General features: G+C 45.5%; 19 protein-coding genes. 10 read left to right on the top strand and 9 right to left on the bottom strand.

Annotated features, from left to right (window positions below):
* The first annotated feature begins 124 nt into the window (after nt 1-124).
* Nucleotides 125-2,398 carry a 5-methyltetrahydropteroyltriglutamate--homocysteine S-methyltransferase gene (metE, locus tag BHC43_RS04310; protein WP_100141050.1) on the top strand — a complete coding sequence of 758 codons (2,274 nt, stop codon included), beginning with the start codon at nt 125-127 and terminating at the stop codon, nt 2,396-2,398.
* A 679-nt stretch (nt 2,399-3,077) separates the two neighbouring features.
* Here the strand turns inward: metE and BHC43_RS04315 are convergent.
* The 3 genes from BHC43_RS04315 to bioH are packed head-to-tail and all read right to left on the bottom strand — an operon-like array spanning nt 3,078 to nt 5,548.
* A complete protein-coding gene (locus BHC43_RS04315; RefSeq protein ID WP_100156616.1) occupies nt 3,078-3,968 on the bottom strand; it encodes a patatin-like phospholipase family protein in 891 nt (296 codons plus the stop codon).
* Between the two features lie 21 nt (nt 3,969-3,989).
* Nucleotides 3,990-4,799, bottom strand: coding sequence for a methyltransferase (locus BHC43_RS04320; RefSeq protein WP_100156617.1), 810 nt, complete (start codon nt 4,797-4,799; stop codon nt 3,990-3,992).
* Complete coding sequence (gene bioH / locus BHC43_RS04325; RefSeq protein WP_100156618.1) at nt 4,796-5,548, bottom strand: pimeloyl-ACP methyl ester esterase BioH; 753 nt, start codon at nt 5,546-5,548, stop codon at nt 4,796-4,798. Before bioH ends, BHC43_RS04320 begins: the two co-directional genes overlap by 4 nt.
* Here bioH and BHC43_RS10895 point away from each other — a divergent pair.
* The 5 genes from BHC43_RS10895 (at nt 5,547) to ftsY (ending at nt 10,267) form a co-directional block, all read left to right on the top strand.
* Nucleotides 5,547-6,257, top strand: a complete 711-nt coding sequence (locus BHC43_RS10895) for a ComF family protein (protein WP_100156619.1) — start codon at nt 5,547-5,549, stop codon at nt 6,255-6,257. The genes bioH and BHC43_RS10895 overlap by 2 nt on opposite strands.
* 360 nt (nt 6,258-6,617) lie before the next feature.
* Nucleotides 6,618-7,331, top strand: coding sequence for a septal ring lytic transglycosylase RlpA family protein (locus BHC43_RS04335; protein ID WP_100141055.1), 714 nt, complete (start codon nt 6,618-6,620; stop codon nt 7,329-7,331).
* A gap of 78 nt (nt 7,332-7,409) precedes the next feature.
* Nucleotides 7,410-7,988, top strand: a complete 579-nt coding sequence (gene ruvA / locus BHC43_RS04340) for a Holliday junction branch migration protein RuvA (RefSeq protein WP_100151497.1) — start codon at nt 7,410-7,412, stop codon at nt 7,986-7,988.
* Nucleotides 7,989-8,029: 41 nt separating this feature from the next.
* Entirely contained in the window at nt 8,030-8,578 is a 549-nt protein-coding gene (locus tag BHC43_RS04345) for a 5' nucleotidase, NT5C type (protein WP_100156620.1), read from the top strand.
* A gap of 414 nt (nt 8,579-8,992) precedes the next feature.
* A complete protein-coding gene (gene ftsY / locus BHC43_RS04350) occupies nt 8,993-10,267 on the top strand; it encodes a signal recognition particle-docking protein FtsY (protein ID WP_100156621.1) in 1,275 nt (424 codons plus the stop codon).
* A 519-nt stretch (nt 10,268-10,786) separates the two neighbouring features.
* On the opposite strand, the gene BHC43_RS04355 is transcribed toward ftsY, so the two are convergent.
* The 3 genes from BHC43_RS04355 to BHC43_RS04365 form a co-directional block, all read right to left on the bottom strand.
* Nucleotides 10,787-11,917 carry a 5-methylcytosine restriction system specificity protein McrC gene (locus BHC43_RS04355; RefSeq protein ID WP_100156622.1) on the bottom strand — a complete coding sequence of 377 codons (1,131 nt, stop codon included), beginning with the start codon at nt 11,915-11,917 and terminating at the stop codon, nt 10,787-10,789.
* A 5-nt stretch (nt 11,918-11,922) separates the two neighbouring features.
* Nucleotides 11,923-13,602 (bottom strand): McrB family protein, encoded by a 1,680-nt coding sequence (locus BHC43_RS10685; RefSeq protein WP_180297425.1) that lies wholly within the window; start codon nt 13,600-13,602, stop codon nt 11,923-11,925.
* A 270-nt stretch (nt 13,603-13,872) separates the two neighbouring features.
* Entirely contained in the window at nt 13,873-15,972 is a 2,100-nt protein-coding gene (locus tag BHC43_RS04365) for a M3 family metallopeptidase (RefSeq protein WP_100156716.1), read from the bottom strand.
* A gap of 129 nt (nt 15,973-16,101) precedes the next feature.
* Between BHC43_RS04365 and BHC43_RS04370 the strand changes: the two genes are divergently transcribed.
* From BHC43_RS04370 to BHC43_RS10900, 3 genes are all read left to right on the top strand, one after another.
* Nucleotides 16,102-16,659, top strand: a complete 558-nt coding sequence (locus BHC43_RS04370) for a gamma carbonic anhydrase family protein (protein WP_100151500.1) — start codon at nt 16,102-16,104, stop codon at nt 16,657-16,659.
* A 10-nt stretch (nt 16,660-16,669) separates the two neighbouring features.
* The gene (locus BHC43_RS10690) at nt 16,670-16,810 is read left to right on the top strand and encodes a hypothetical protein (RefSeq protein ID WP_180297426.1); all 141 of its coding nucleotides are present in this window, start codon (nt 16,670-16,672) and stop codon (nt 16,808-16,810) included.
* A 183-nt stretch (nt 16,811-16,993) separates the two neighbouring features.
* Nucleotides 16,994-17,119 carry a hypothetical protein gene (locus BHC43_RS10900; protein ID WP_257377984.1) on the top strand — a complete coding sequence of 42 codons (126 nt, stop codon included), beginning with the start codon at nt 16,994-16,996 and terminating at the stop codon, nt 17,117-17,119.
* A gap of 458 nt (nt 17,120-17,577) precedes the next feature.
* Here the strand turns inward: BHC43_RS10900 and BHC43_RS04380 are convergent, their stop codons facing one another.
* A complete protein-coding gene (locus tag BHC43_RS04380; RefSeq protein WP_100156624.1) occupies nt 17,578-18,072 on the bottom strand; it encodes a hypothetical protein in 495 nt (164 codons plus the stop codon).
* A 168-nt stretch (nt 18,073-18,240) separates the two neighbouring features.
* Between BHC43_RS04380 and BHC43_RS04385 the strand changes: the two genes are divergently transcribed.
* Nucleotides 18,241-18,909: an IS1595 family transposase gene (locus tag BHC43_RS04385; protein WP_100156625.1), complete on the top strand. Its 669-nt coding sequence runs from the start codon at nt 18,241-18,243 to the stop codon at nt 18,907-18,909.
* A gap of 75 nt (nt 18,910-18,984) precedes the next feature.
* On the opposite strand, the gene tldD is transcribed toward BHC43_RS04385, so the two are convergent.
* Entirely contained in the window at nt 18,985-20,436 is a 1,452-nt protein-coding gene (tldD, locus tag BHC43_RS04390; RefSeq protein ID WP_100156626.1) for a metalloprotease TldD, read from the bottom strand.
* Nucleotides 20,437-20,824: 388 nt separating this feature from the next.
* Nucleotides 20,825-21,853, bottom strand: coding sequence for a UDP-glucose 4-epimerase GalE (galE, locus tag BHC43_RS04395; RefSeq protein WP_100156627.1), 1,029 nt, complete (start codon nt 21,851-21,853; stop codon nt 20,825-20,827).
* Nucleotides 21,854-21,906 lie beyond the last annotated feature (53 nt).

Consider the following 21,906-nt stretch of genomic DNA (forward strand, 5'->3'; position numbering starts at 1 on the left):
TGTTTGATTGGTATATTAAAATTTTTCATGTAGAACTGCAAAATTTATCGCTTGTCGTCATGTCTTAACTCCCGCACACTGACTATTATCGAAATTTATCTTTCACAAATAGGGAGAAACACTTATGAATACATTCCATTTATCCGGTTATCCGCGTGTTGGCGCTAAACGCGAACTCAAATTTGCTGTTGAAGCGTTTTGGAAAGGCAGCAAAAGTGAGGCTGAGCTGCGGCAGACCGCCGCGGATATTCGCCAGAAAAACTGGGCTACTCAGATAGCTGCTGGCGCTGACTTGCTGCCGGTTGGTGATTTTTCTTATTATGACCATGTGCTGGATACTCTGTGTGCGCTTGGCGCTATTCCGGCTCGTTTTGGGTTTGATGCGGCCACGCTTACTCTTAGCCAGTATTTCGAGCTTGCTCGCGGTAATGCCACTCAGGTGGCTATGGAAATGACCAAATGGTTTGATACCAACTACCACTATATTGTGCCGGAATGGCATCAGGACACCAGCTTTAAAGCCAATGCCGCCAATCTGATTGCACAGATCGAAGAAGCCAAAGCCACTGGCCACGATATCAAACCGACGCTGGTAGGTCCGCTGACGTTGCTGTGGCTGGGTAAGGAAAAAGATGCCGGTCATAACCGTTTGGAACTGCTACCACGTCTGTTGCCTGAATATCAGAAACTGCTGCGTGAACTGGCCAATGCCGGTGTAGACTGGATACAGATTGATGAACCAATTCTGGCGGTGGACATTGCGCGTGAATGGCTGGATGCGTTTGCACCTACCTATCAGGAGCTGGCTATTACTGGTACCCGCATCATCATCGGTACTTATTTTGGTAGTGTGGCCGAACACCTGAATTTACTCAAAAATTTGCCTGTAAATGGTGTACACATTGATTGTGTCCGTGCACCCGAGCAGCTGGCCGAGTTTGCCAATGTATGGCCAGAAAACAAAGTTCTGTCCGTAGGCCTGATTGATGGACGCAACGTGTGGCGTGCCAATCTGCGTGAAGTAATCGATTTGCTGGCACCGGTAGCCACTCAGTTGGGCAACAATCTGTGGATTGCACCGAGCTGCTCATTGTTGCATAGCCCGCAGGATTTAAATGTAGAAGAGAAACTTAACCCAGAAATCAAAAACTGGCTGGCTTTTGCTGCCCAGAAATTACAAGAGCTGGGTATTATCAAACAAGCTCTGGCACATGGTAAGGACACGGTACAGGAAGCTCTGGCTGCTTCTGATGCTGCTGCTGCCGGACGCAAGACCAGTAAACTGATTCATAACGATCAGGTTGCTGCGCGTGTAGCTAATTTGCGTGCTCATGCCGACCAACGTCATAGCCCGTTTGCAGAGCGGATTGAGAAACAGCAAGCGTGGATGAAGCTGCCGTTGTTGCCCACTACAACTATTGGTTCCTTCCCGCAAACTCAAGAAATCCGGCAGGCCCGTGCGGCTTTCAAAAAAGGTGAGCTGAGTGCCGCTGATTATGAAGCTGCGATGAAAAAAGACATCGCCTACTGTGTTGAGCAGCAGGAAAAACTGGATATCGATGTATTGGTGCACGGTGAAGCCGAACGCAATGACATGGTGGAATACTTTGGTGAGCAGCTGGATGGCTACTGCTTTACTCAGTATGGCTGGGTACAAAGCTATGGTTCCCGCTGTGTAAAACCGCCGATTATCTTTGGTGATGTCGCCCGCCCGAAAGCCATGACCGTAGCGTGGTCTGCCTATGCTCAGTCGCTGACCAAACGGCCGATGAAAGGTATGCTGACCGGTCCGGTGACCATGATGAAATGGAGCTTTGTGCGCAATGACGTACCATTGAGCTTGGTGTGCAAACAGATTGCTTTGGCCTTAAACGATGAAGTGCTGGATCTGGAAAAAGCCGGCATCCGCGTCATTCAGATTGATGAACCGGCTATTCGCGAAGCTTTGCCGCTGAAACGTGCGCAATGGGATGAATATCTGGATTGGGCGTGTGAATCTTTCCGCCTGACGTCTACCGATGCTGACGACAGTACGCAGATTCATACCCATATGTGCTATTCAGAATTCAATGATATTCTGCCAGCAATTGCTAGCATGGATGCTGATGTTATTACCATCGAAACCTCACGTTCTGATATGGAATTGCTCGATGCCTTTGTGAAATTCAGCTATCCAAACGATATCGGCCCCGGCGTATATGATATCCACAGCCCGCGCGTACCTACCGAAGCTGAAGTGGAGCACCTGCTGCGCAAAGCGCTGAAAGTTATCGACCAACGTCGCTTGTGGGTAAATCCAGACTGCGGACTGAAAACCCGCGGCTGGCCGGAAACCACGGCAGCTCTAGAAGTGATGGTAAAAGTGACTAAAAAACTGCGTGCTGAACTAAAAGCCTAAAATTGATTCAGTACCATATTATCCAACCGCCTCGTTTATCAAGGCGGTTTTCTTTTTGGGTTTTCCATAATTATCATAAAAATTGCAGCAAAACGGCTGCACATAGAAAAGTATAAAAAGAGTCGACAGTGGGGTTCGGTAATGTCTATTGGTATGTATTCAGTTTATTTTATACTGGCTGCGTTACACATAAGCAGGAAATGCATTACCTGAATGACGGTTTTGTTTATAGTGCTTTGGCTGACTGTCTATATGATAAATGGAAGTATTTGGTTGTTGCTGATAACAATTAGATATTCATTTTGTAACAACTAAGCTTGCGTATATAAAAAACTAAAATGAATTGCCAGAAATAGTTTTATTCATATTATTCAACCAGTAGATTCACATAGATGGTTTCCTGCTTATACTAAATACAAACCGTGTCAATATCTTTTTATCATTTTTTAATTATGAAATTCTTGATTGCCTGAAAATCATTCAGTTTACAGTTAACGCTAATATTGTGAATTAGCTCATGTTTTTCATGGCATATGAATAAAACATTATTGATTATTTTAGTTAATAATCATTAAATTGCCACTATCATGGATTGCATTATTTTTAACAAGATTAACCAGAATAAAAACGCAGACTGCCACAGCGGCAGCCTGCATCCAATTACACGGGCACAGAGCGCTCAGTTAACCTGATATTTGGCCAGAACCGCGCGAATTTGTGGTAAAGCGGCACGCGCTGCTTGCTCACCCAGCTGAATAGCCTGCGTTTTCTGGTCGAAGCCGCCAACAGTACCCAGCTTCTGTACCTGTGGCCGGATCACCACCTGCGCCTTACTTAGCTCGCTGTTCAGTGCCGAAGCGCTCATGATATTCAGGCTCTGGTCTAAATAAGAAAAAAAGCCTTCACTGGTCAGGCGCGCCGGTTTGGCGGAAATATCCACCGCAATGACCACATTGGCACCAAGTTGTCGGGCGGCGGTGACCGGTACTGGTGCTACCAAACCACCGTCCACAAAACGTTTATTGCCAATTACCGTTGGCTGAAAAATATTTGGAATGCTTGCCGAGGCGCGTACAGCCTGTCCGGCATTGCCACTATTAAACACTGCCATGCGGCCTGTACCGAATTCAGTGGCTACGGCACCAAAGCGGATAGGAAATTGCTGAATCGGTTTATTCTTTACCTTCGCATTGATGTAATCCTGTAGTTTCTGCCCCTTGATAAAGCCGGAAGTAGACAGCACCGGATCCACCAGATCGGTTTTATTTAGAATTTCTGCTTCCAGCTCCAGCCGGTCGGGGCTCATACCAGAGGCGTACATACTGCCTACCAGCGCGCCAGCACTGGTGCCAGTCACCACCCGTATCGGAATATGGTTTTCCTGTAAAACTTTTATTACCCCGATATGCGCAAACCCTTTAGAAACCCCGCCACCAAGTGCCAGCCCGATAACCGCACGCGGCTTGGTTGCCGGCGTTGGGGTGACAGGAGTAGTGCTTTTACAAGCAGAAAGACTACAGAAAACCGAAATAGTCACAGCACAGGTACGCAGCAATACAGTACATTTCATATTTATATTTTTATATTAAGGTTAGGAAGAGTGAGTGGAAGACGATGGATAAAACTGTATCGGTGCAACGTTCTCTGGAAGAATCTGTTTTTTCACACCATGTCCGTACACCAGTTCCAGCGTGATATTCTGTATATCTTCATTCTGCCACGCCTGTGCCAGAATACGTACAGCCTCGATTTCGTTGTCAAATTTCAGACTCTGCCACAGACCGGCTGTGCGCATATCTTCGATAAAGCGTTCTGGCTTAGTATATTGCAGCGTAAGCATATTCATATCCATCACCGGATCATAAAAACCGTGCTGATACAGCATGTCGCCAAGGTCATGCATATCGAGTAGCATCGGCGCGCTGACCACTATACCCGCAGCGCGCCACAGTGTCAGGACTTCTTTTAATGTATCCGGCCCAAAGTGGCTAAAAAACAGCAGACCGTCAGGGCGCAAAGCACCAGCCCAGTTATCAATCACCGCTACTGCATCTGGCTGATGAATCAGGCCAAGATTACTCCATACCATATCCGCCGCCTGATTATCCGGCAGCCGGTCGGATGCGATCTGTTCCGGCAGACTGCTATTGAGCTTCTGCCACCAGCTCTGTTTGGCTTTTCGAATCGCCTGTGCTGCCTGAAGATAGCAGCTGCGACTATCATATTCATGGAAACAAGCTTGTGGATAACGCATTTTAAGTAAGCGGTAGCTTTCATTGCCATCAGCAGCGGCCAGCAAAATGTGCTGTGGCGGCTGTTTCAGAATACTCAGGCGTTCGTCTAGCGTCGCGGCCAGATGTGCATGCAGGAACCAGTCTGGCTGGTGTGGCAGAGTTGTCATGTGTATTGTTCCCAAAACCGACCCAGTACACGGGCAAATTCATCAGGATGGCTTAAAAACGGTGTATGAGCAGCCTGCGGCAGCAGATGCCATTCACTCTGTGGCAGGTGCTGATGCAGATATTCGCCCATGCGTGGCGGCGTTATGGTATCGCGACCACCGTAAACCAGTAATACCGGACAGTGTAAGCTACTGAGTAGCGGGCGTAAATCTGCTTGTTCTAACGCATGCAAAGCCGCGTTAAGAGCAACCGGTGCTCCGTACTGGCAAATGGCCGGCAGCAGATGCTGCATGACGGTTTGTATTCCCGTATCCGCATACAGCATCTGCAACTGTAGAAACTGTTGCATGTATTTGGGATAATCCATCCTGAATTTGTCTGCCATCTGATGCAGACTAACCTTTTGCAGGCCTTGTGGGTAGTCACTGCTGGCCAGTAATTTAGCCAGACTGGCTGTTAGACACAGCGTGGCAACCCTGTCTGGATAACGTGCGGCCAGACTGATGGCCACCATACCTCCCAGCGACCAGCCGAGAATATGAGCTGGTGTGGATAACTGCGCTGCCAGCTGATCGGCAATAACATTTATATCAAAAGTACCATTAAAAGGCGCACTGCCATGGCCGGGTAGATCCGGTGTAAGCATATGCATTTGATTTGGCAGCGGCAGGTTGGCCAGAAAAGGGTCGAAAATATGATGATTGGCACCCCAGCCGTGTATCAGTAAAGTTTGAGAAGGTGTGATCATGGGAATAGTTTCATTACTTACTTCATTCTGGCACGCCTGTATCGGCAAGCCGCACTGTTTATTATGCCACGATTATGCTGATGGCTCAGGCTTGTGCCATCCGTGCTGGCAGGACATAAGCAGCCTTCAGCGCCCAGAACGTGATATCTGTTTGCAATGCCATTCCGGCAATCTGACAGCGGGAACTTGTGAGCAATGCGGGCAGCATTGGCCATTTGCTCGCCTCTATGCCAGTTACCGCTATGCCACTCCACTCCGACAAATACTCAGCGCGTACAAACATCAGCGCCAGCTTGCCCTGCTCGATACCTTGGCCGCATTAATGCTGGCACGGCCGCCACAGTGGCTAGAAACCGCACAAATAGACGCAGTGCTGGCCATGCCCTTAAGCCGTCAGCGGCTGTTTAAGCGCGGCTTTAATCAAAGCCAGCTGCTTGCTGCCAGCATTGCCCGCCATTACGAATTACCGCTGCTGCCACCGTACTGCATTGATCGCTCCCACCGGCCGCCCCAGTCGACATTGAAAAAATCAGCCCGCCAGCGTAATGTACGCAGTGTATTTCACTTGAAGCAGCCCGTAAAAAAACGTAACCTGTTGTTAATTGACGATGTTGTGACCACCGGCGCAACAATTGCCGAACTAGCGCAAACCCTTAAAAAATCGGGTGCCGCACAGGTTTTTGTTTGGTCGCTGGCTCATCCGGATTGAAAAAATCTTTGACAGACAAAGGCTTGTTTGGCATAGTGTCGCCCTGATAAATTACTGATTCAATTATTAACTGCGTTACCATTTCGGCTTTTAGCCGATTAGTAAGCAACTTTCGGAACCCGCCAATGTGCTGTATTAAACCACAGTCGGTGTCAGTTCCCGCCAATTGAGGTTACTGCCTCTCCTGCCACTTTTTAGTGGCTGCCACTGTTTTTTTGCTGTCTTAGTATAAATACAGTTTTACCAGACTAACGTGTTGTCGTGGACAACAAAATCTGCATGTCTGGTGTTTGCGTCTTTTACTCACAGAAACGGAAATACGGTTTGATCAGGATTAAAGTATTATTTGTTAGCGTTGTCATGATACTGGGGTTAAGCCTGGCCAGTGCCAAGCAGACCGCTCATCTGTCAGCGCCGGTTTATCATGCTAAAAAATCTCTATCTAATCTTACAGTAGCACCAGCAGAGCATCTGCATAAAACAGCTAACCTTAGCTATCAGGTAGCGGGCAAACGATATTACCCGTTACAAAAAGTGGCCAGTTTCAGTCAGGTAGGCCGAGCCTCTTACTATGGTCAGAATTTTCACGGGCGCCGTACCTCATCTGGAGAGCGGTTTGACAGCCAGATGCTGACAGCAGCCCACCCCACTCTACCTATTCCCAGCTATGCTCGGGTAACCAATCTTTCAAACGGCAAGACTGTCGTCGTGAGAGTAAACGATCGTGGCCCCTTCCACGCGAATCGTGTCATGGACTTATCTTACGCTGCGGCGCAGAAACTGGGTTTCGTCCGTGCCGGCACAGCACAGGTACGCGTAGAACAGGTACTGCCCGGCGAAAGCCTGCAACCGGCCGGCAGTGGTGGCAACATTTATGTTGATTTACAGAAATTTGCCAACAAAGAGCTGGCACAGCAGTATCTGAAAGCAACCACACAGCATCTGCAGGCTGCTGGCAGCGCACAGCAGGCCAAACTGGTGAAAGTGAAAAACAGCTACGTTGTCCGTATGGGCCCTTTCCAGCAACAACAACGTGCTGATGAAGCCAGAAAATCTATGCTGACCACACTGTAAACTCAGCAACAAACTCAGACAAAAGCCCGTGGTATCATGCACGGGCTTTTGTTTGTCCCGCGTCAGGAAAGGAACATAATGATTAGTCGTTTACGCGGTATCGTGCTAGAAAAAAATCCACCGATAGTGGTACTGGATGTACATGGCGTGGGTTACGAGGCTCAGGTGTCCATGCAAACCTTTTACAACCTACCCGCAGTCGGAGAAGAAACGGCGCTCTACACCCAGCTGGTAATACGGGAAGATGCCCATCTGCTGTTTGGCTTTGGCTCTCGCGAAGAACGCGAAACTTTCCGTGCACTTATCAAAGTAAGCGGCATCGGAGCCAAAAGCGCACTGGGCATACTCTCCAGCCTCAGCAGTGATGAACTAGCGGCAGCTATCGCCAGCGAAGACATCAAACGCCTGACCGCTGCTCCCGGAATTGGTAAAAAAACAGCCGAGCGTCTCGTACTTGAGCTACGCGGCAAATTAGCTGCCAGTGGCGATAGCCTAGGTTTGTATGCTGCCGAAGCTGCCAGCGCAAACGAAGACATAATTAACACTTTGCTGGCCTTAGGCTATACCGATAAAGAAGCCCGCAGCGCCTGCAAAGACATACCGGCCGGTACCGACATCAGTGAAGGTGTACGACTTGCCTTAAAAAACATGTTATAAACAACACTCTGATAATCGCAGACCCCACCACAGGAAATCGTATGGCAGCCAAATTGATTTTACTCGATCAGGATGGAGTTCTGGCTGATTTTGAGCAGGGTGTAAGACAGCGCTGGGAACTAACCTACCAGCAGCCCCTACCCCTGCCAGAGCGCCGACATTTCTACCTGCGTGAAGACATGGCGCCACAGTATCACCAACAGCTGACACAGATTTACAGCAGTAAGGGTTTTTTTGCCTCCTTGCCACCCATGAATCAGGGTATTCAGGCGGCCAGACGCTTACTAGAAGCAGGACACGACGTACGCATCTGCACCTCACCTATCGACGATTATCATTACTGCGTATCCGAAAAATTTGACTGGGTCGCCCGCTACTTAGGTGATGAATGGCTAAACCGCATCATTTTAGCCAAAGACAAAACATGGATTCGCGGCGATATCCTCATTGATGACAAACCCATGATAAGCGGCAGCCTGAAACCACAATGGCAGCACTGGATTTATGATCAGCCCTACAACCGCAACGCAACCAACATCCATCGCGTAAACTGGCAAAAACCGGAAAGCTGGTCCGAATTATTGCAATAACGCGGCAATAACAGCATTCAAAACCGCATCAATACTCGAAACAAAAACAGTAATCCGGAACATCACTACCAATCGCAACCAGTGCATACATGCGAATAAAAATAACGTCAGCGGCTATTTCAGAAATGCACAGTGCTTTCATTAGCATGGCGGAAAAAATATCCATCCGTTTTCAGAGCGCTTCGGCAATACTTTCTGCCAACATCGTTGAAACTGCCAACAACATAAGTAGAAAAAAACCTTAGAGACTGATAAAAACTCAAATACCCGCAAACCAAACCGGCCGTATAAATTGGCCTAAATACCATAACACATTATCAAACCAGCGGCTCTAAGCTACAATAGCACCCATATATTCATTACCAAAGACAAGCTTTTACAGAACTTTGGTTCACCTAGCATCAGGAATAACCCATGTTTGGATTTTTTAAAAGAAAAAAAAATACAGAGCCAGAGCAAGAACAAGCCAGCGTTAACCCCGCTCAGCCGGAATCAGTAGAGCAACCCGATACAGCGGCTGAAACTCATACTCAGCCTGACCCGGCTGCTACTCACCAAAGCGTAGAAGAGCACACAGCGAATGCAGCCGTCTCCGAATCTACAGCTACCGAAACAACAGAAGACATCATCGTACCGGCTGCTGTAGATGAGCCGGCCGCCATTGCCACCAGCACGGAATCAGAGGTTGTTCAGGCTCCGGCCAGCGAAAACACCATCGTGATTCCAGTAGAAACCACAGAAACCCCTAGCGATACAGACAAACCAGCACGACTAGGGTGGGCAGCACGGCTCAAACAGGGTCTAAGCAAATCGCGCAACCAGATGGCCAAATCGTTAGCGTCTGTATTTGGTGGCGGCAAAATCGATGAAGACCTGTACGAAGAGCTGGAAACAGTATTGCTCACCAGTGATATGGGTATCGAAGCCACCGAAAAACTACTGGCACAGGTACGCCAGCGCGTTACCCTGAAAGGATTGAAAAACGGAAACGAACTGCGCAGCGCTCTGAAAGAAGCCTTATATGAATTACTGCAGCCACTTCAGCAGCCCTTGTCCATACCTGCTGATAAAAAACCTTTTGTTATCATGATGGCTGGTGTAAACGGAGCAGGCAAAACCACCAGTATCGGCAAACTGGCCAAATATTTTCAAAGTCAGGGTAAAAGCGTCCTCTTGGCCGCAGGTGACACATTCCGCGCAGCTGCGCGCGAGCAATTACAGCAATGGGGTGAGCGCAATAACGTAACCGTAATTGCGCAGGAATCCGGTGATTCTGCCGCCGTCTGCTTCGATGCCCTTGAAGCAGCCAAAGCACGTGGTATCGATATCGTACTGGCTGATACCGCTGGCCGCTTGCCAACCCAGCTGCATCTGATGGAAGAAATCAAAAAAGTAAAACGCGTGTTGCAAAAATCATTACCCGAAGCACCACACGAAGTCATGCTGGTACTCGATGCCAACGTCGGCCAGAACGCCATCAATCAAGTAGTCGCTTTCGACGACGCCCTTGGCCTAACCGGCCTGATCGTTTCTAAACTGGATGGCACCGCAAAAGGCGGTATCCTCGCCGCACTGGCCGCCAAACGCCCGATACCGGTACGTTTCATCGGTGTAGGCGAAGGCATCGACGATTTACGCCCGTTTGACGCCAAAGCATTTGTAGATGCATTGATTGAGGATGAGGAATAAGCTTTCTGGCAAGAAAAAAGCTGGCTGTCGAAATTGATAGTCAGCTTTTTATTTGCCAGCACAGACTATCATACGTTTCCTTATATGAAGAAATAAACAGCCTTTTTAAATTAATATAATCAATTTACCCAATAAAATATATTCAAAGTGGATCAGACAAAAGTAATGAGCATTAAAATCTGTTTCTGCCGGTATTTGGTTATATCCACTGATCTGAACTTAATAAAAGGCTAAATAAAAGTGCCAGAGCTGGTATTGCCACCGATTAATTATATTCCTTAGGTCAATGCACAGAAACCAAAAAACCATTTATAAACTAGCTTTTATATATGGTAGATGAAAGCTGGAAAAATTGCTTTAAAAACTGATTTTACTTATTTATTTAGGTTGTATTAAAAAAATCATATTGAGAGAAATCAACAAGTTTAAAATCTCAATAGGATAAATTAAATAATTATCGAATAAAAACTGTATGGCGCAGAAAAAAACTTAGTTTATTTTAGATAATAGTCTTCTCTTTTAATCATTTTGCTGAAAGCCGCCACTACTACAGCACCACTGACTTAATAAATCCAATAAATTTTTTCTGATTAAACCGGAATCCAGATTAAGATCAATAGTACAGAATCGGAACTGATGATTTTGAATGGTGACAGATTCATTAATCGATTCATTAATTGCAGGATACAATAACATTCCGGTTGCATTGAGTGATGGCGGATCAACAGGATTTTCCTGACTGCGCAGATAAGTATAGAGCTGGTAAATATGAGGACTTTTAAACACCTTGTCTTTATGAAAAGACTGGGTATGTATAGACGTACATTTGGTATCAATAATTAGGCGATGCCGGCACTGGCGGCGTTCAATTACCAAATCAGACTGCATACTGGGTAAAAAATCCTTTATACCAGTACTGGGTTGTAGCTGCTGCCAATATAATCGTTTGCCGGCGCTTATTATCCAATCCTTACTACTCAAATTAGTGCGGCAAAATCCAACTATTGCTTTTTCAAATAAATGCCGCAACCACTGATCTTTTTTATCTGCTTGCTCCAGTAAATAACTTCCTGCCTGCTCGGTGGGTATAGCCATATTAAATATCAGCCGGCACAGAGTAAGCAGCGTTTTATCTTGTTTGCCAGATTGATCAAAAGATTCAGTTAAATGATCATACTGAGTCGACTGCCCTATCTTAAGCGCCGTAAACCGACTGATAATGTTCTGGCATTGCCGGATTAATGTTTTATCTTCTAACTGTGCCAGCAATACATGCGCGGCAGCATGAATAAAGCGATTTTTCGGGGTATCAATGGTTAAAGAATCAAACTGGCATCGAATGCGCCCTTTTTCTAATAACTGCTGGCGTGCGGTAGTCAGCAGATCTATTTTTCCCCTGACACGAGTTAGTGATTGTGTATGTTGCTGATATCCGCAGGATAATGCGCGCATCAGCCTTTTGCTAACAGCCTGACAATATAGTTTTGCAACCAGAATAATCAGTTCTTGAGGATTTTGTTCCAGCTTTACCCTTTGCTGCGCACCAAGTGTTTTATACAGATCAGAAGCATACAATAGCAGCAGCCAGATATTTCTGATGGGTATCGTAGCGACGGTATTATTGGTAGTGGATCGTTCAGGCTTTTGCATTACTATCAGCACACATCAGACAGTAAGGCTTCAATAGCCTCATCAATTTTATTTGGATCATTAAGCCAGTATTCTGTTAGTAAAGGCCGAATTTCAGTGTCGATAATGTTTTTATACCAAGTATCTGCATCTGGAACAGGTTTATTAGTGGTCAGATAACTGTGGCCAATGGTAAAAGCCTTTCCCAACATCGGATCATCGCTGATCTTCTGGTTCAGTAGCAACATGCGTTGCTGCCAGTCTTCTAATTTCTCATGTGCAATGGCCGTTTTTTCTGCCATATAGGATAGCCACTGCTTGCCAAAGTTTGGTTGCAGAGTGAAGAATGCAAAGCGTCGCCGCAATGCTAAATCAAACATGGCCAGTGATCGGTCGGAAATATTCATGGTACCGATTACGTATAGATTATCCGGAATAAAAAAAACGGTTTCATCATTACGCTTATAGGTTAATTCCATAGCTTCATGGTAATTTCGTTTATTTGCCTCCAGTAAGGTCAGCATTTCACCGAAAATCTGTGCCGGATTGCCTCGATTGATTTCTTCAATTACAAGTACATAATTTGTATTAGGATCGTATCTGGCCCGATTGGCCATTTCGATAAAAGGACCATCAATCAATTCAAGCTTGCCATCACATGAGGGTCGATAACCGCGAATAAAATCTTCGTAAGACATATTTGGATGAAACTGTATTACTTTAATATTATCGAAATCTTGGAAACCAACCATCACATTGGCCAGACGTTTGGCCAGCCAAGTTTTACCTGTACCGGGCGGTCCTTGTAAAATCAGGTTTTTCTTTTCTTTTAACCTTTCCAGAATAATTTCTAATTGTTGAGGATCAACAAAGCAGCCTTCGTTGATTAAATCCTTGAGAGAATAAAATGGTCTCACTATGTAATCCTGACTGTTTTCCTGTATATCTGCACTGAAGTGTTCAGTAATGTCTAGATCATAATCAGATAATTTGTATTGCCCTCTTGTTACAAACTGTAAAATATTCTGGTCACGTAATTCTTGTAAGGTTCGGCTTACAGATTGTTCGATAGTATTGTTATCAGGAAACAGTTCTTTCAACTTTTGCTGATAATATTCGAGAATTTGTTGCCGGCTAAAAATCTCACTGTTATTTTGATGACACAATTCCTTAATGAATTCTAAAACAGTTTGTTTCCATCTAGATTTGGTTAGTTCTAGCTTATTTATATCGACGTTACAAAAACGTTTCTGCCAGTATGGTGCATTGCAAAATCTGTTGATATCCTGAAGTTGATTATGAAAAGTAAAATTAATTAACTCTTCAGCTTGCCAGTTGCTCGGGATTACTTTCCAAATTGTTTTTGGATTGGAGTAAAAATACCATTTTTTTTCAGAAAAATTTTTATCCCAATCAACTTTCAGGCTTTTTCCATCCCCTGGATTTTGCAAAACTGTACCGATCGCTTTGATTTTCAATACTGGAATGGGATAACCTTTGTTATCAAAAGGTAATTTATTTTTCTGTACATAAGCAGTCTTGATAGCGATCCTATCTCCGGTCTGGATAGACTGGATCAAATTTATATCCTTATTATTTTGACCGTAATATAGCCACGTTCCGCTATTGATAAAGTATTCACTTAGGTCATCATTACCATCTCGGCAGGCACCTAAAAACCAGTAGTTTTTGCTGGTATCAACCATTTTCCCCATCTGCATAGACAATAAAAAAATAATATATTTATCTTAACATGTTAATCTATTTTGTTATTAATGAGTGAAGGAAATTTAATAAATCCAGTCTGACTATGAAATCAGATTTCAAAAAAAATATATTAAAACGTGTAAATAACAGATTAGCCAATTGATTTAAAATAAAAAAACTAACTAAACTGAATAATTTAATTCATCACTCAATCGCAAACCAAAAAAAAACGCGGTACAAGCACCGCGTTTTCTACTTTCCATTTATATTCAGACAGCTTCATCCAAGCCACAATGGCGTAGCAATGCATCAATACTGGGTTCGCGGCCACGGAAAGCTTTAAACGATTCCATGGCCGGGCGTGAGCCGCCTACGGCAAGAATCTCATGCCAGAAGCGTTTGCCGGTAGCAGACGCATCAGCTTCTTCTTCAAAGGCTGCATAAATATCAGCCGATAGAACTTCTGCCCAGCTATAGCTATAGTAGCCAGCAGAATAGCCTCCGGCAAATATATGGCTGAAAGAATGGGCAAAGCGGTTAAAGTCTGGTTGCGGCATCACCGCAACCTTGCGACGTACATCCCGCAATGTTTGCTGCCAGTCACAGCCAGGCTGGCTGTAAATTTCCATATCAAACAGTGCAAACTCCATCTGGCGCAAAATAAACAGTCCAGTTTGGAAATTTTTAGCAGCCAGCATTTTGTCGTACAGTTCTACCGGCAGGATGGCACCAGTGTCCTGATGGCTGCTCATGCCAGCCAGTACATCGTATTCCCACACAAAATTTTCCATAAACTGGCTCGGCATTTCCACCGCATCCCATTCCACACCGTTGATACCGGATACGCCCAACTCATCCACCTGAGTCAGCAAATGGTGCAAGCCATGGCCAGTTTCGTGAAACAATGTCAGAATTTCTTCGTGGCTCAGACGCGCAGTATTACCAGCTACAGGCGGAGTAAAATTGCACACCAAATAAGCGATCGGTGTTTGAAGCTGGCCGGCATAATGACCATCAGTGAATCGGCGGCGGCCGCGATAATCATTCATCCATGCGCCGCCACGTTTGCCGGCACGTGCATACAGATCCATGTATACCCCGCCGATAATGGCGCCACCCTGTTCTAGTTCAAAATAACGAACATCAGGATGCCATACCGGAACCTGTTTTTCAATAAAATGCACCCCATACAGCTTATCAATCTGTGCAAACAGTCCAGCCAGTACGCGGTCTGCCGGAAAATATTTTTTCACTTCTGTTTGGCTGAAGGCATATTTGGCCTGCCGCAGCTTTTCGCTGGCATAGGTTACATCCCATGGTTGTAACTCATCCAATCCCAGATGCTCATGCGCATATGCTTTTACTTCGGCCAGATCTTTCTCAGCAAATGGTCTGGCGCGGCTAGCCAGATCCTGTAAAAAGGCCAGCACCTGTTGTGGCGTATCAGCCATTTTGGTGGCTAAAGACAGCTCAGCATAATTCTGGAAGCCCAATAAGTGTGCTTCACGAGTGGCTATTTCAAGAATACGGTTAATATTAGCTGTATTGTCCCATTTAGCCTCACCTAGTTCGCTGGCACGGGTAGAATAAGCATGATAAAGCTGCCGTCGCAGCTCGCGATTATGTGCATATTGCATCACAGCCAGATAGTGCGGCATCTGCAGGCCGATTTTATAGCCAGTTTTACCTTCGGCTTCTGCCGCGGCAGCAAACATGGCCAGCGCTTCTTCCGTCAGACCGCTAATTTCACTGTCGCGAGCAAAATCAGCCTTACTGCTGCAACCGCTGGAAGTATTCTCTTTACCTGCTAGTTCCTCACCATTGGCAAAATACAAAGCAAAAGCATCTGTAGCATCCAGTACATTCTGGCTGAAACTAGCGGAAAGCTGAGCGCCCTCTGCCTGTAAAGCGGCAAATTCAGCTTGTTCCGCTGCCGGCAGTTCCGCACCGCTCAGTACAAAATCCCGTAAATCGTGATTCAGCTTGGTTTGCTGAGCGGCACTCAAATGAGCATATTCATCACTGGCCTTAATACTCTTAAAGCGTTCGTATAAATCAATATCCTGACTGATGGCAGTAAAAAACTCACTTACTTTCGGCATCAGGCTATTATAGGCGTCACGTAGCTCAGGTGTATCAGCCACACTGTTCAAATGGGCAATTACTCCCCAGATACGGCCGGCGCGTTCGGTAATATTGGTCAGCGATTCTACCGTATTATTCCAGTTTACTTCGGGTTGTGCTTTAAGGTTTTTAATGGCTTCATTGGCCTGAAGCATGGCTTCAGTCATAGCCGGTTCGATATCAGCGGCACGAATGGCATCAAATCGCGGTTCGCTGTCCAGATTCAACAAAACATTTTCAGACATAGTATTCTCTTGAGAAAAATACCTGTAAATTTGCGGTTTTTCAGGTAAAACGGGTGGAAAAGGCAGGAGCTGCTGTTTATCTTCTGCTATAAATACTGTTGCATAATGCAACAGGATAAGGTCAAAAACATGAAAAACAATATTCGTTCTTATTTAGATACGCAACCACAAATTGCGCCAGATTGCTTTATCGACGATACAGCAGTGGTTATCGGCGATGTGATTTTGCACGAACAGGTATCCGTGTGGCCGTTTGCGGTGATACGTGCCGACGTAAACAGTATGCAGATAGGTGCTCGGAGCAATATTCAGGATCACTGTATGCTGCATGTAAGCCATAAAAGCGCAGACAAGCCTGAAGGCTCACCATTACGGATAGGTGAAGATGTAACCATCGGTCATCATGTAAATTTGCATGGCTGCACCATAGGCAACCGCGTGCTAGTAGGAATTAGTTCTATCGTACTAGATGATGCCGTAATCGAAGATGAGGTGATGATTGGCGCTGGCAGTCTGGTGCCACCACGCAAACGTCTGGCCAGTGGCTATCTGTACATGGGTTCTCCCGTACAGCAGATCCGCCCTTTAACTGAAAAAGAACGCGAATTTCTAAAATATTCTGCTGCGCATTATGTCAGATTGATGCAGAATCACCAATCAACCCAGAATATAAAGCATATTGAATAAGGAAGCTAACATGAAAAAAATTCTGTCTTTAAGCCTGTTGTGCTGTACATTTTTACTGGCAGGTTGTGCTGCTGACGGAGGTAATAGCAGCCATACAGAAGTTTACGGCCAACTCAAAGGCGGCGTGGAAACGTCTCATACCAGCCATTAAATTTATAGGTCAAGTAAATTTTGTTGGAATACGAACAATTCAGCAGGTTAAGCCAATAGTGTCGTAAAATGGATATATTATGCAGTTTGAAAGTGAAAAATTTACCTAGAGTAATTGTTATATTAATAAAGTTAAGCTAGATTAATAAAACAGCTTTTCAAACCAACCATAAAGGACACAATGATGAAAAAATTATTGGGATTGAGTGCAGTTTTAGCTGCTCTGTTACTGTCTGCTTGTGCAACCACAGATTCTGGTACCAAAGCCGCTCCTTACAGCGATGTACAGGCTGCAGTAGAATCTAACTAAGCGTTACAGATAAGTAAGTGGTATGCTTGCCTGACCAAAAATCAGGCGGACATACCACTTTTTTATTTCTATATTTGATGGTAGCAAATCCGTCGCAGTGATTGCCATATTGTCTTGAAGCAAACTCAACTGCCGGAAAAAAATTCTTGCGGTCTGAGCATAATCTTTTTGTGAGACCAGAAAAACATAGCTGCAAACAATTCTGTACAGCCAATAAAAAAGAAAAATTAACTTAATCGTATCAGGATGCCGGCATAATCCAGCTATATTGGTTACCCCATCCACTAAAAACAGATATCGTATCTTCTCCTTTAACCACACTAAAGTAATCGGCTCAACTCATCTCAAACATAAACATATCAGCTGTTTTAGCTGATATGTTTATGTTAACGCACTGTGTTCCTGCCGGCTGGAATACCAGCAGGATGAAAAACTATTCAGTCAGCACTTGATAAAAATCAATTGCCACCAGCCTGTACATTTACCAATGGCGTAGTCGAACCATCTGCATGTACCTCCAACAGCGTTACACCACATTGTGCCGAAGCAGAAGATGCAATCGCCTCATAATCATGACCAGGTTTGGCTACAAATGTTAATTTGTTACTCTGGCAGGACGGCTCGTTATAAATAACGGATCCGTTTTGATGAGTATCATTGACGGTGGTCAGACCCATATAAGCATTAGAAATGGTTATCGGTATATTGGCCGGAATCGTGAATTCGCGATAAAACAGCTTAGACAGATTATGATTATGCTGTTTCATCGTTTCTATCGTAGACGTAGCAGGAATACCAATACTGCTGTTTCGGGCTATGTGCAAAAGAGAGGTAAAAGCCCCGCCCAGATTGCCACCAGCTGTTTCTTTCACCAAGTGCCCCTCATAGCTGTATCTCATATTGGTGGGTTTTTGGTTTTGCCCGTACAGGCGGATACGGGCCTGCGGTGCCATCTCAGAGGAAGCCTCCTGCGCCATAACAGAACTAAAGTTTAGGCTTAAAATTACACACATTATCAAAGGTTTAATTAGACTTAGATTCGATTTAATGATACGGTTAATACGCATGTTGTCGCTCACAGGGTAACTTAGGTTAAATAAATAATATGGTAAAGTAGTGTTATGAAAGTATTTAACAAATATTACTATCATGCTCACATAAACGAGGCAAAATTTCGCCATATTATACGCTTGTTTGTAGAAGATTTACCTGCATCAAAGATTGCTCAGTTAAGTGACGTGAGCCGAATTAGTGTCAATAAACTAATGTATAAACTGCGCAGCCGCATCGTGTTGCTCACAGCTATGGATTCGCCTGTAGATTTTGACATGACCATCACTGATGATTACATTCAACCGTTCAGTGACAACCACGACGGCATCGCGGATAAAAATTTCGTGTGTGGACTATTGTGGCGTAATGACAAAGTCCATGTAGAAATTATCCCCGAACGATATCGTCTAATGCTACAGGAGGTAATTCGAGGTAAGCGAGATATTCGTACCGTGCAGCCTGCACGCAGTTGGTATCCGTATGATATGCTGATTGACGTTGAAGAAAATAAACGAGCCCGCCTGCATCATAGCGATGAAAGCCTGTTGGCGCATGAAGAAAAAATCCATCAGATTGCTGCCTTCTGGTCTTTTGTGACACGGCGGCTAGCGATGTTCAACGGAATAAATGTAGATAAATATTATTTGCACCTGAAAGAGTGTGAATTCCGCTTCAACAACCGCCATGAAAATCTGAGCACTCTGTTGCTAAAAGAATTCACACGTAATCCATTATAAAACTACACTACAGCCTGCTAAAAACAACAATGGGCACCAAATGGTGCCCGCTATGATTAGCCAGTTTTACATCGTTCAGGTCTGGCTGCCACCCACAGTTAGGCCGGCATCAATGCGTAGCGTTGGTTGCCCCACCCCTACCGGCACACTCTGTCCGTCTTTACCGCACACACCTACACCACTGTCCAAACGGCTGTCATTACCAATCATACTCACATGTTTCAAAACTTCAGGTCCACTGCCGATAATGGTGGCACCTTTTACCGGATACTGCAGCTTACCATTTTCAACCCACCAAGCTTCTGAAGCACTGAAAACAAATTTGCCACTGGTAATATCAACTTGCCCGCCGCCAAAATTCACCGCATATAAACCTTTATCCACAGAAGCAAGAATTTCTTCTGGATTAAGCACACCATTTTCCATATAAGTATTGGTCATGCGTGGCATCGGTGCCGAAGCATAGTTTTCACGGCGCCCATTACCGGTAACCGGTACACCCATCAGACGAGCATTGGTTTCATCCTGTAAATAACCACATAAAATACCATCTTCAATCAGCACCGTGCGCTGGGTGGCATTGCCCTCATCATCCATATTCAGCGAACCACGGCGTTCAGCTATATTACCCTGATCCACCACCGTTACGCCTTTGGCCGCTACCCGCTCACCCAGACGGCCAGCAAAGGCACTGGTGCCCTTGCGGTTAAAATCACCTTCCAGACCATGTCCAACTGCCTCATGCAGCAGCACACCCGGCCAGCCGTTGCCCAGTATCACCGTCATCGATCCGGCCGGAGCCGGCCGTGCTTCCAGATTGGTCAGCGCCTGTGCTACAGCAATATCCACATACTCTTTAACCTTGGCCTCATCGAAATAGCCCAAATCAAAGCGGCCGCCGCCACCGCTACTGCCTTGTTCACGCCGTTCACCCTGCTTCGCAATCACCGTAACCGACAAACGCACCAGTGGACGGACGTCAGTGTGTATCCGGCCATCCAGCCGCGCCAGATAAATCAGCTCATGTTCACATACCAGACCAGCCATCACCTGCACAATGCGCGGATCCGCAGCTTTAGCCAGCGTTTCTACCCGCTGCAATAAAGCCACTTTCGCAGCCGCATCCAAGCTCAGCATCGGATTAGCCATTCCGTACAGCGGCTTGGCCAGATTTCGCGTTTGCAAACCAACTGAGCGTTGCTGACCAGCCTGACCAATTGCCCGTACCGCCTGCGCCGCATCGGTTAATGCCTGCACGTTTAGATTATCCGCATAAGCAAACGCCGTTTTTTCTCCGCTGACTGCACGTACCCCTACACCCTGCTCAATCTGAAAACTGCCCGACTTCACCATGCCTTCTTCCAAATGCCAGCTTTCATAAGTACTGCGTTGACAGTAAATATCGGCATAATCAATATGATGTGCGCTCATCAACGACAGCGCATGAGTAAAGTCAGCTACAGCCAGCTCGTTATCGGCCAGTAACTGTTGATGTACAAGTTGAGCGGTTGGAGTAGAAATAGGCATGTGTGATAACAGATAGAATTGTGACAAAAAGCACAAACAGAGAAAGGGTTTAAACACAAAATAACTGTGGGCAATTATACCGAAAACAAGAAGCGTCTGGGTAAATGCCAGCTACCACCCTCAAACACAAGCAGCATTTTTATGCCCGTGATACAAAAACAATATATAAAAACAAAAATTGTTATTGATAATAATTATCATTATATTATAATAAGCATCACCAGTTAGTCAGCAATAGTTAACCGGTAAAGACCTCAAGCATCTTTCAACTTTATCTCAGGAGCGGCTTAGCGATTAGCGTTAAATTTTGCATCAAAACTCAAAAACCGAAAACACCAGACCCACTGCATAATCAGTGGGTCTGGTGTTTTAAACATAGTTTAGGTATTCAAGCTACAGCATCAGCCCCATAGCCTTGCGGATTTTGCTGTTGCCAGCGCCATGCATCCGCCATCATACAGGCCAGATCACGCTGTGCCTGCCAGCCCAGCTCCTGCGCCGCACGCTCAGGGTTGGCAAAACATACAGCAATATCACCCGCGCGACGTGGCACAATCTGATAAGGAATTTTTTGTCCACTGGCCGCTTCAAAAGCACGCACAATCTCCAGCACCGAATAGCCCTGTCCCGTACCCAGATTGTAAATATGTACACCGGAGCGATTTGCAGTAGCCTGCATAGCAGATAAATGGCCATCAGCCAGATCCATCACATGAATGTAATCGCGCACACCTGTGCCATCCGCTGTCTCATAATCGTCACCAAATACCGACAACTGAGCCAGCTTACCCACCGCTACCTGACAGATATAAGGCAATAGATTATTCGGAATTCCGTTCGGGTCTTCACCCATCAGTCCCGATTCATGCGCACCCACCGGATTAAAATAACGCAGCAGCGTCACACTCCAGCGTGCATCGGCAGCCTGAATATCCATCAGCATCCGTTCCACCATATACTTCGACGTACCATAAGGATTAGTTGTGCCGCCGGTAGCTGCACATTCATCAATAGGTACCGTAGCTGGCGTACCGTAAACCGTAGCCGAAGAGCTGAATACCAGATTAAATACACCGGCTTTAGCCATTTCTTCTGCCAGAATCAAACTGCCGCTGACATTATTATCATAATATTTCAGAGGCTCGCGCACACTTTCGCCCACCGCTTTCAGACCGGCGAAATGCAGAACATTTTCAATTCTGTGCTGAGCAAAAATCTGTTGCAGCAAACCACGATCACGAATATCCCCCTGATAAAACGTGACTTCCTTGCCAGTAATCTCTTTGATACGCTCTAAAACTATACTTGAAGCATTGCACAAATTATCAATAATAACCACATCGTGGCCGGCATTTAACAACTGAACTGTAGTGTGAGAGCCAATAAAACCAGCCCCACCTGTTACCAAAATGGCCATAAATCATCCGTAATAATGGAAAAAATAATAAAATTAATTAATATTAAAGAGAT

The sequence above is a fragment of the Snodgrassella alvi genome (genome assembly GCF_002777855.1).
GTDB classification, from domain to species: Bacteria; Pseudomonadota; Gammaproteobacteria; order Burkholderiales; family Neisseriaceae; genus Snodgrassella; species Snodgrassella alvi_E.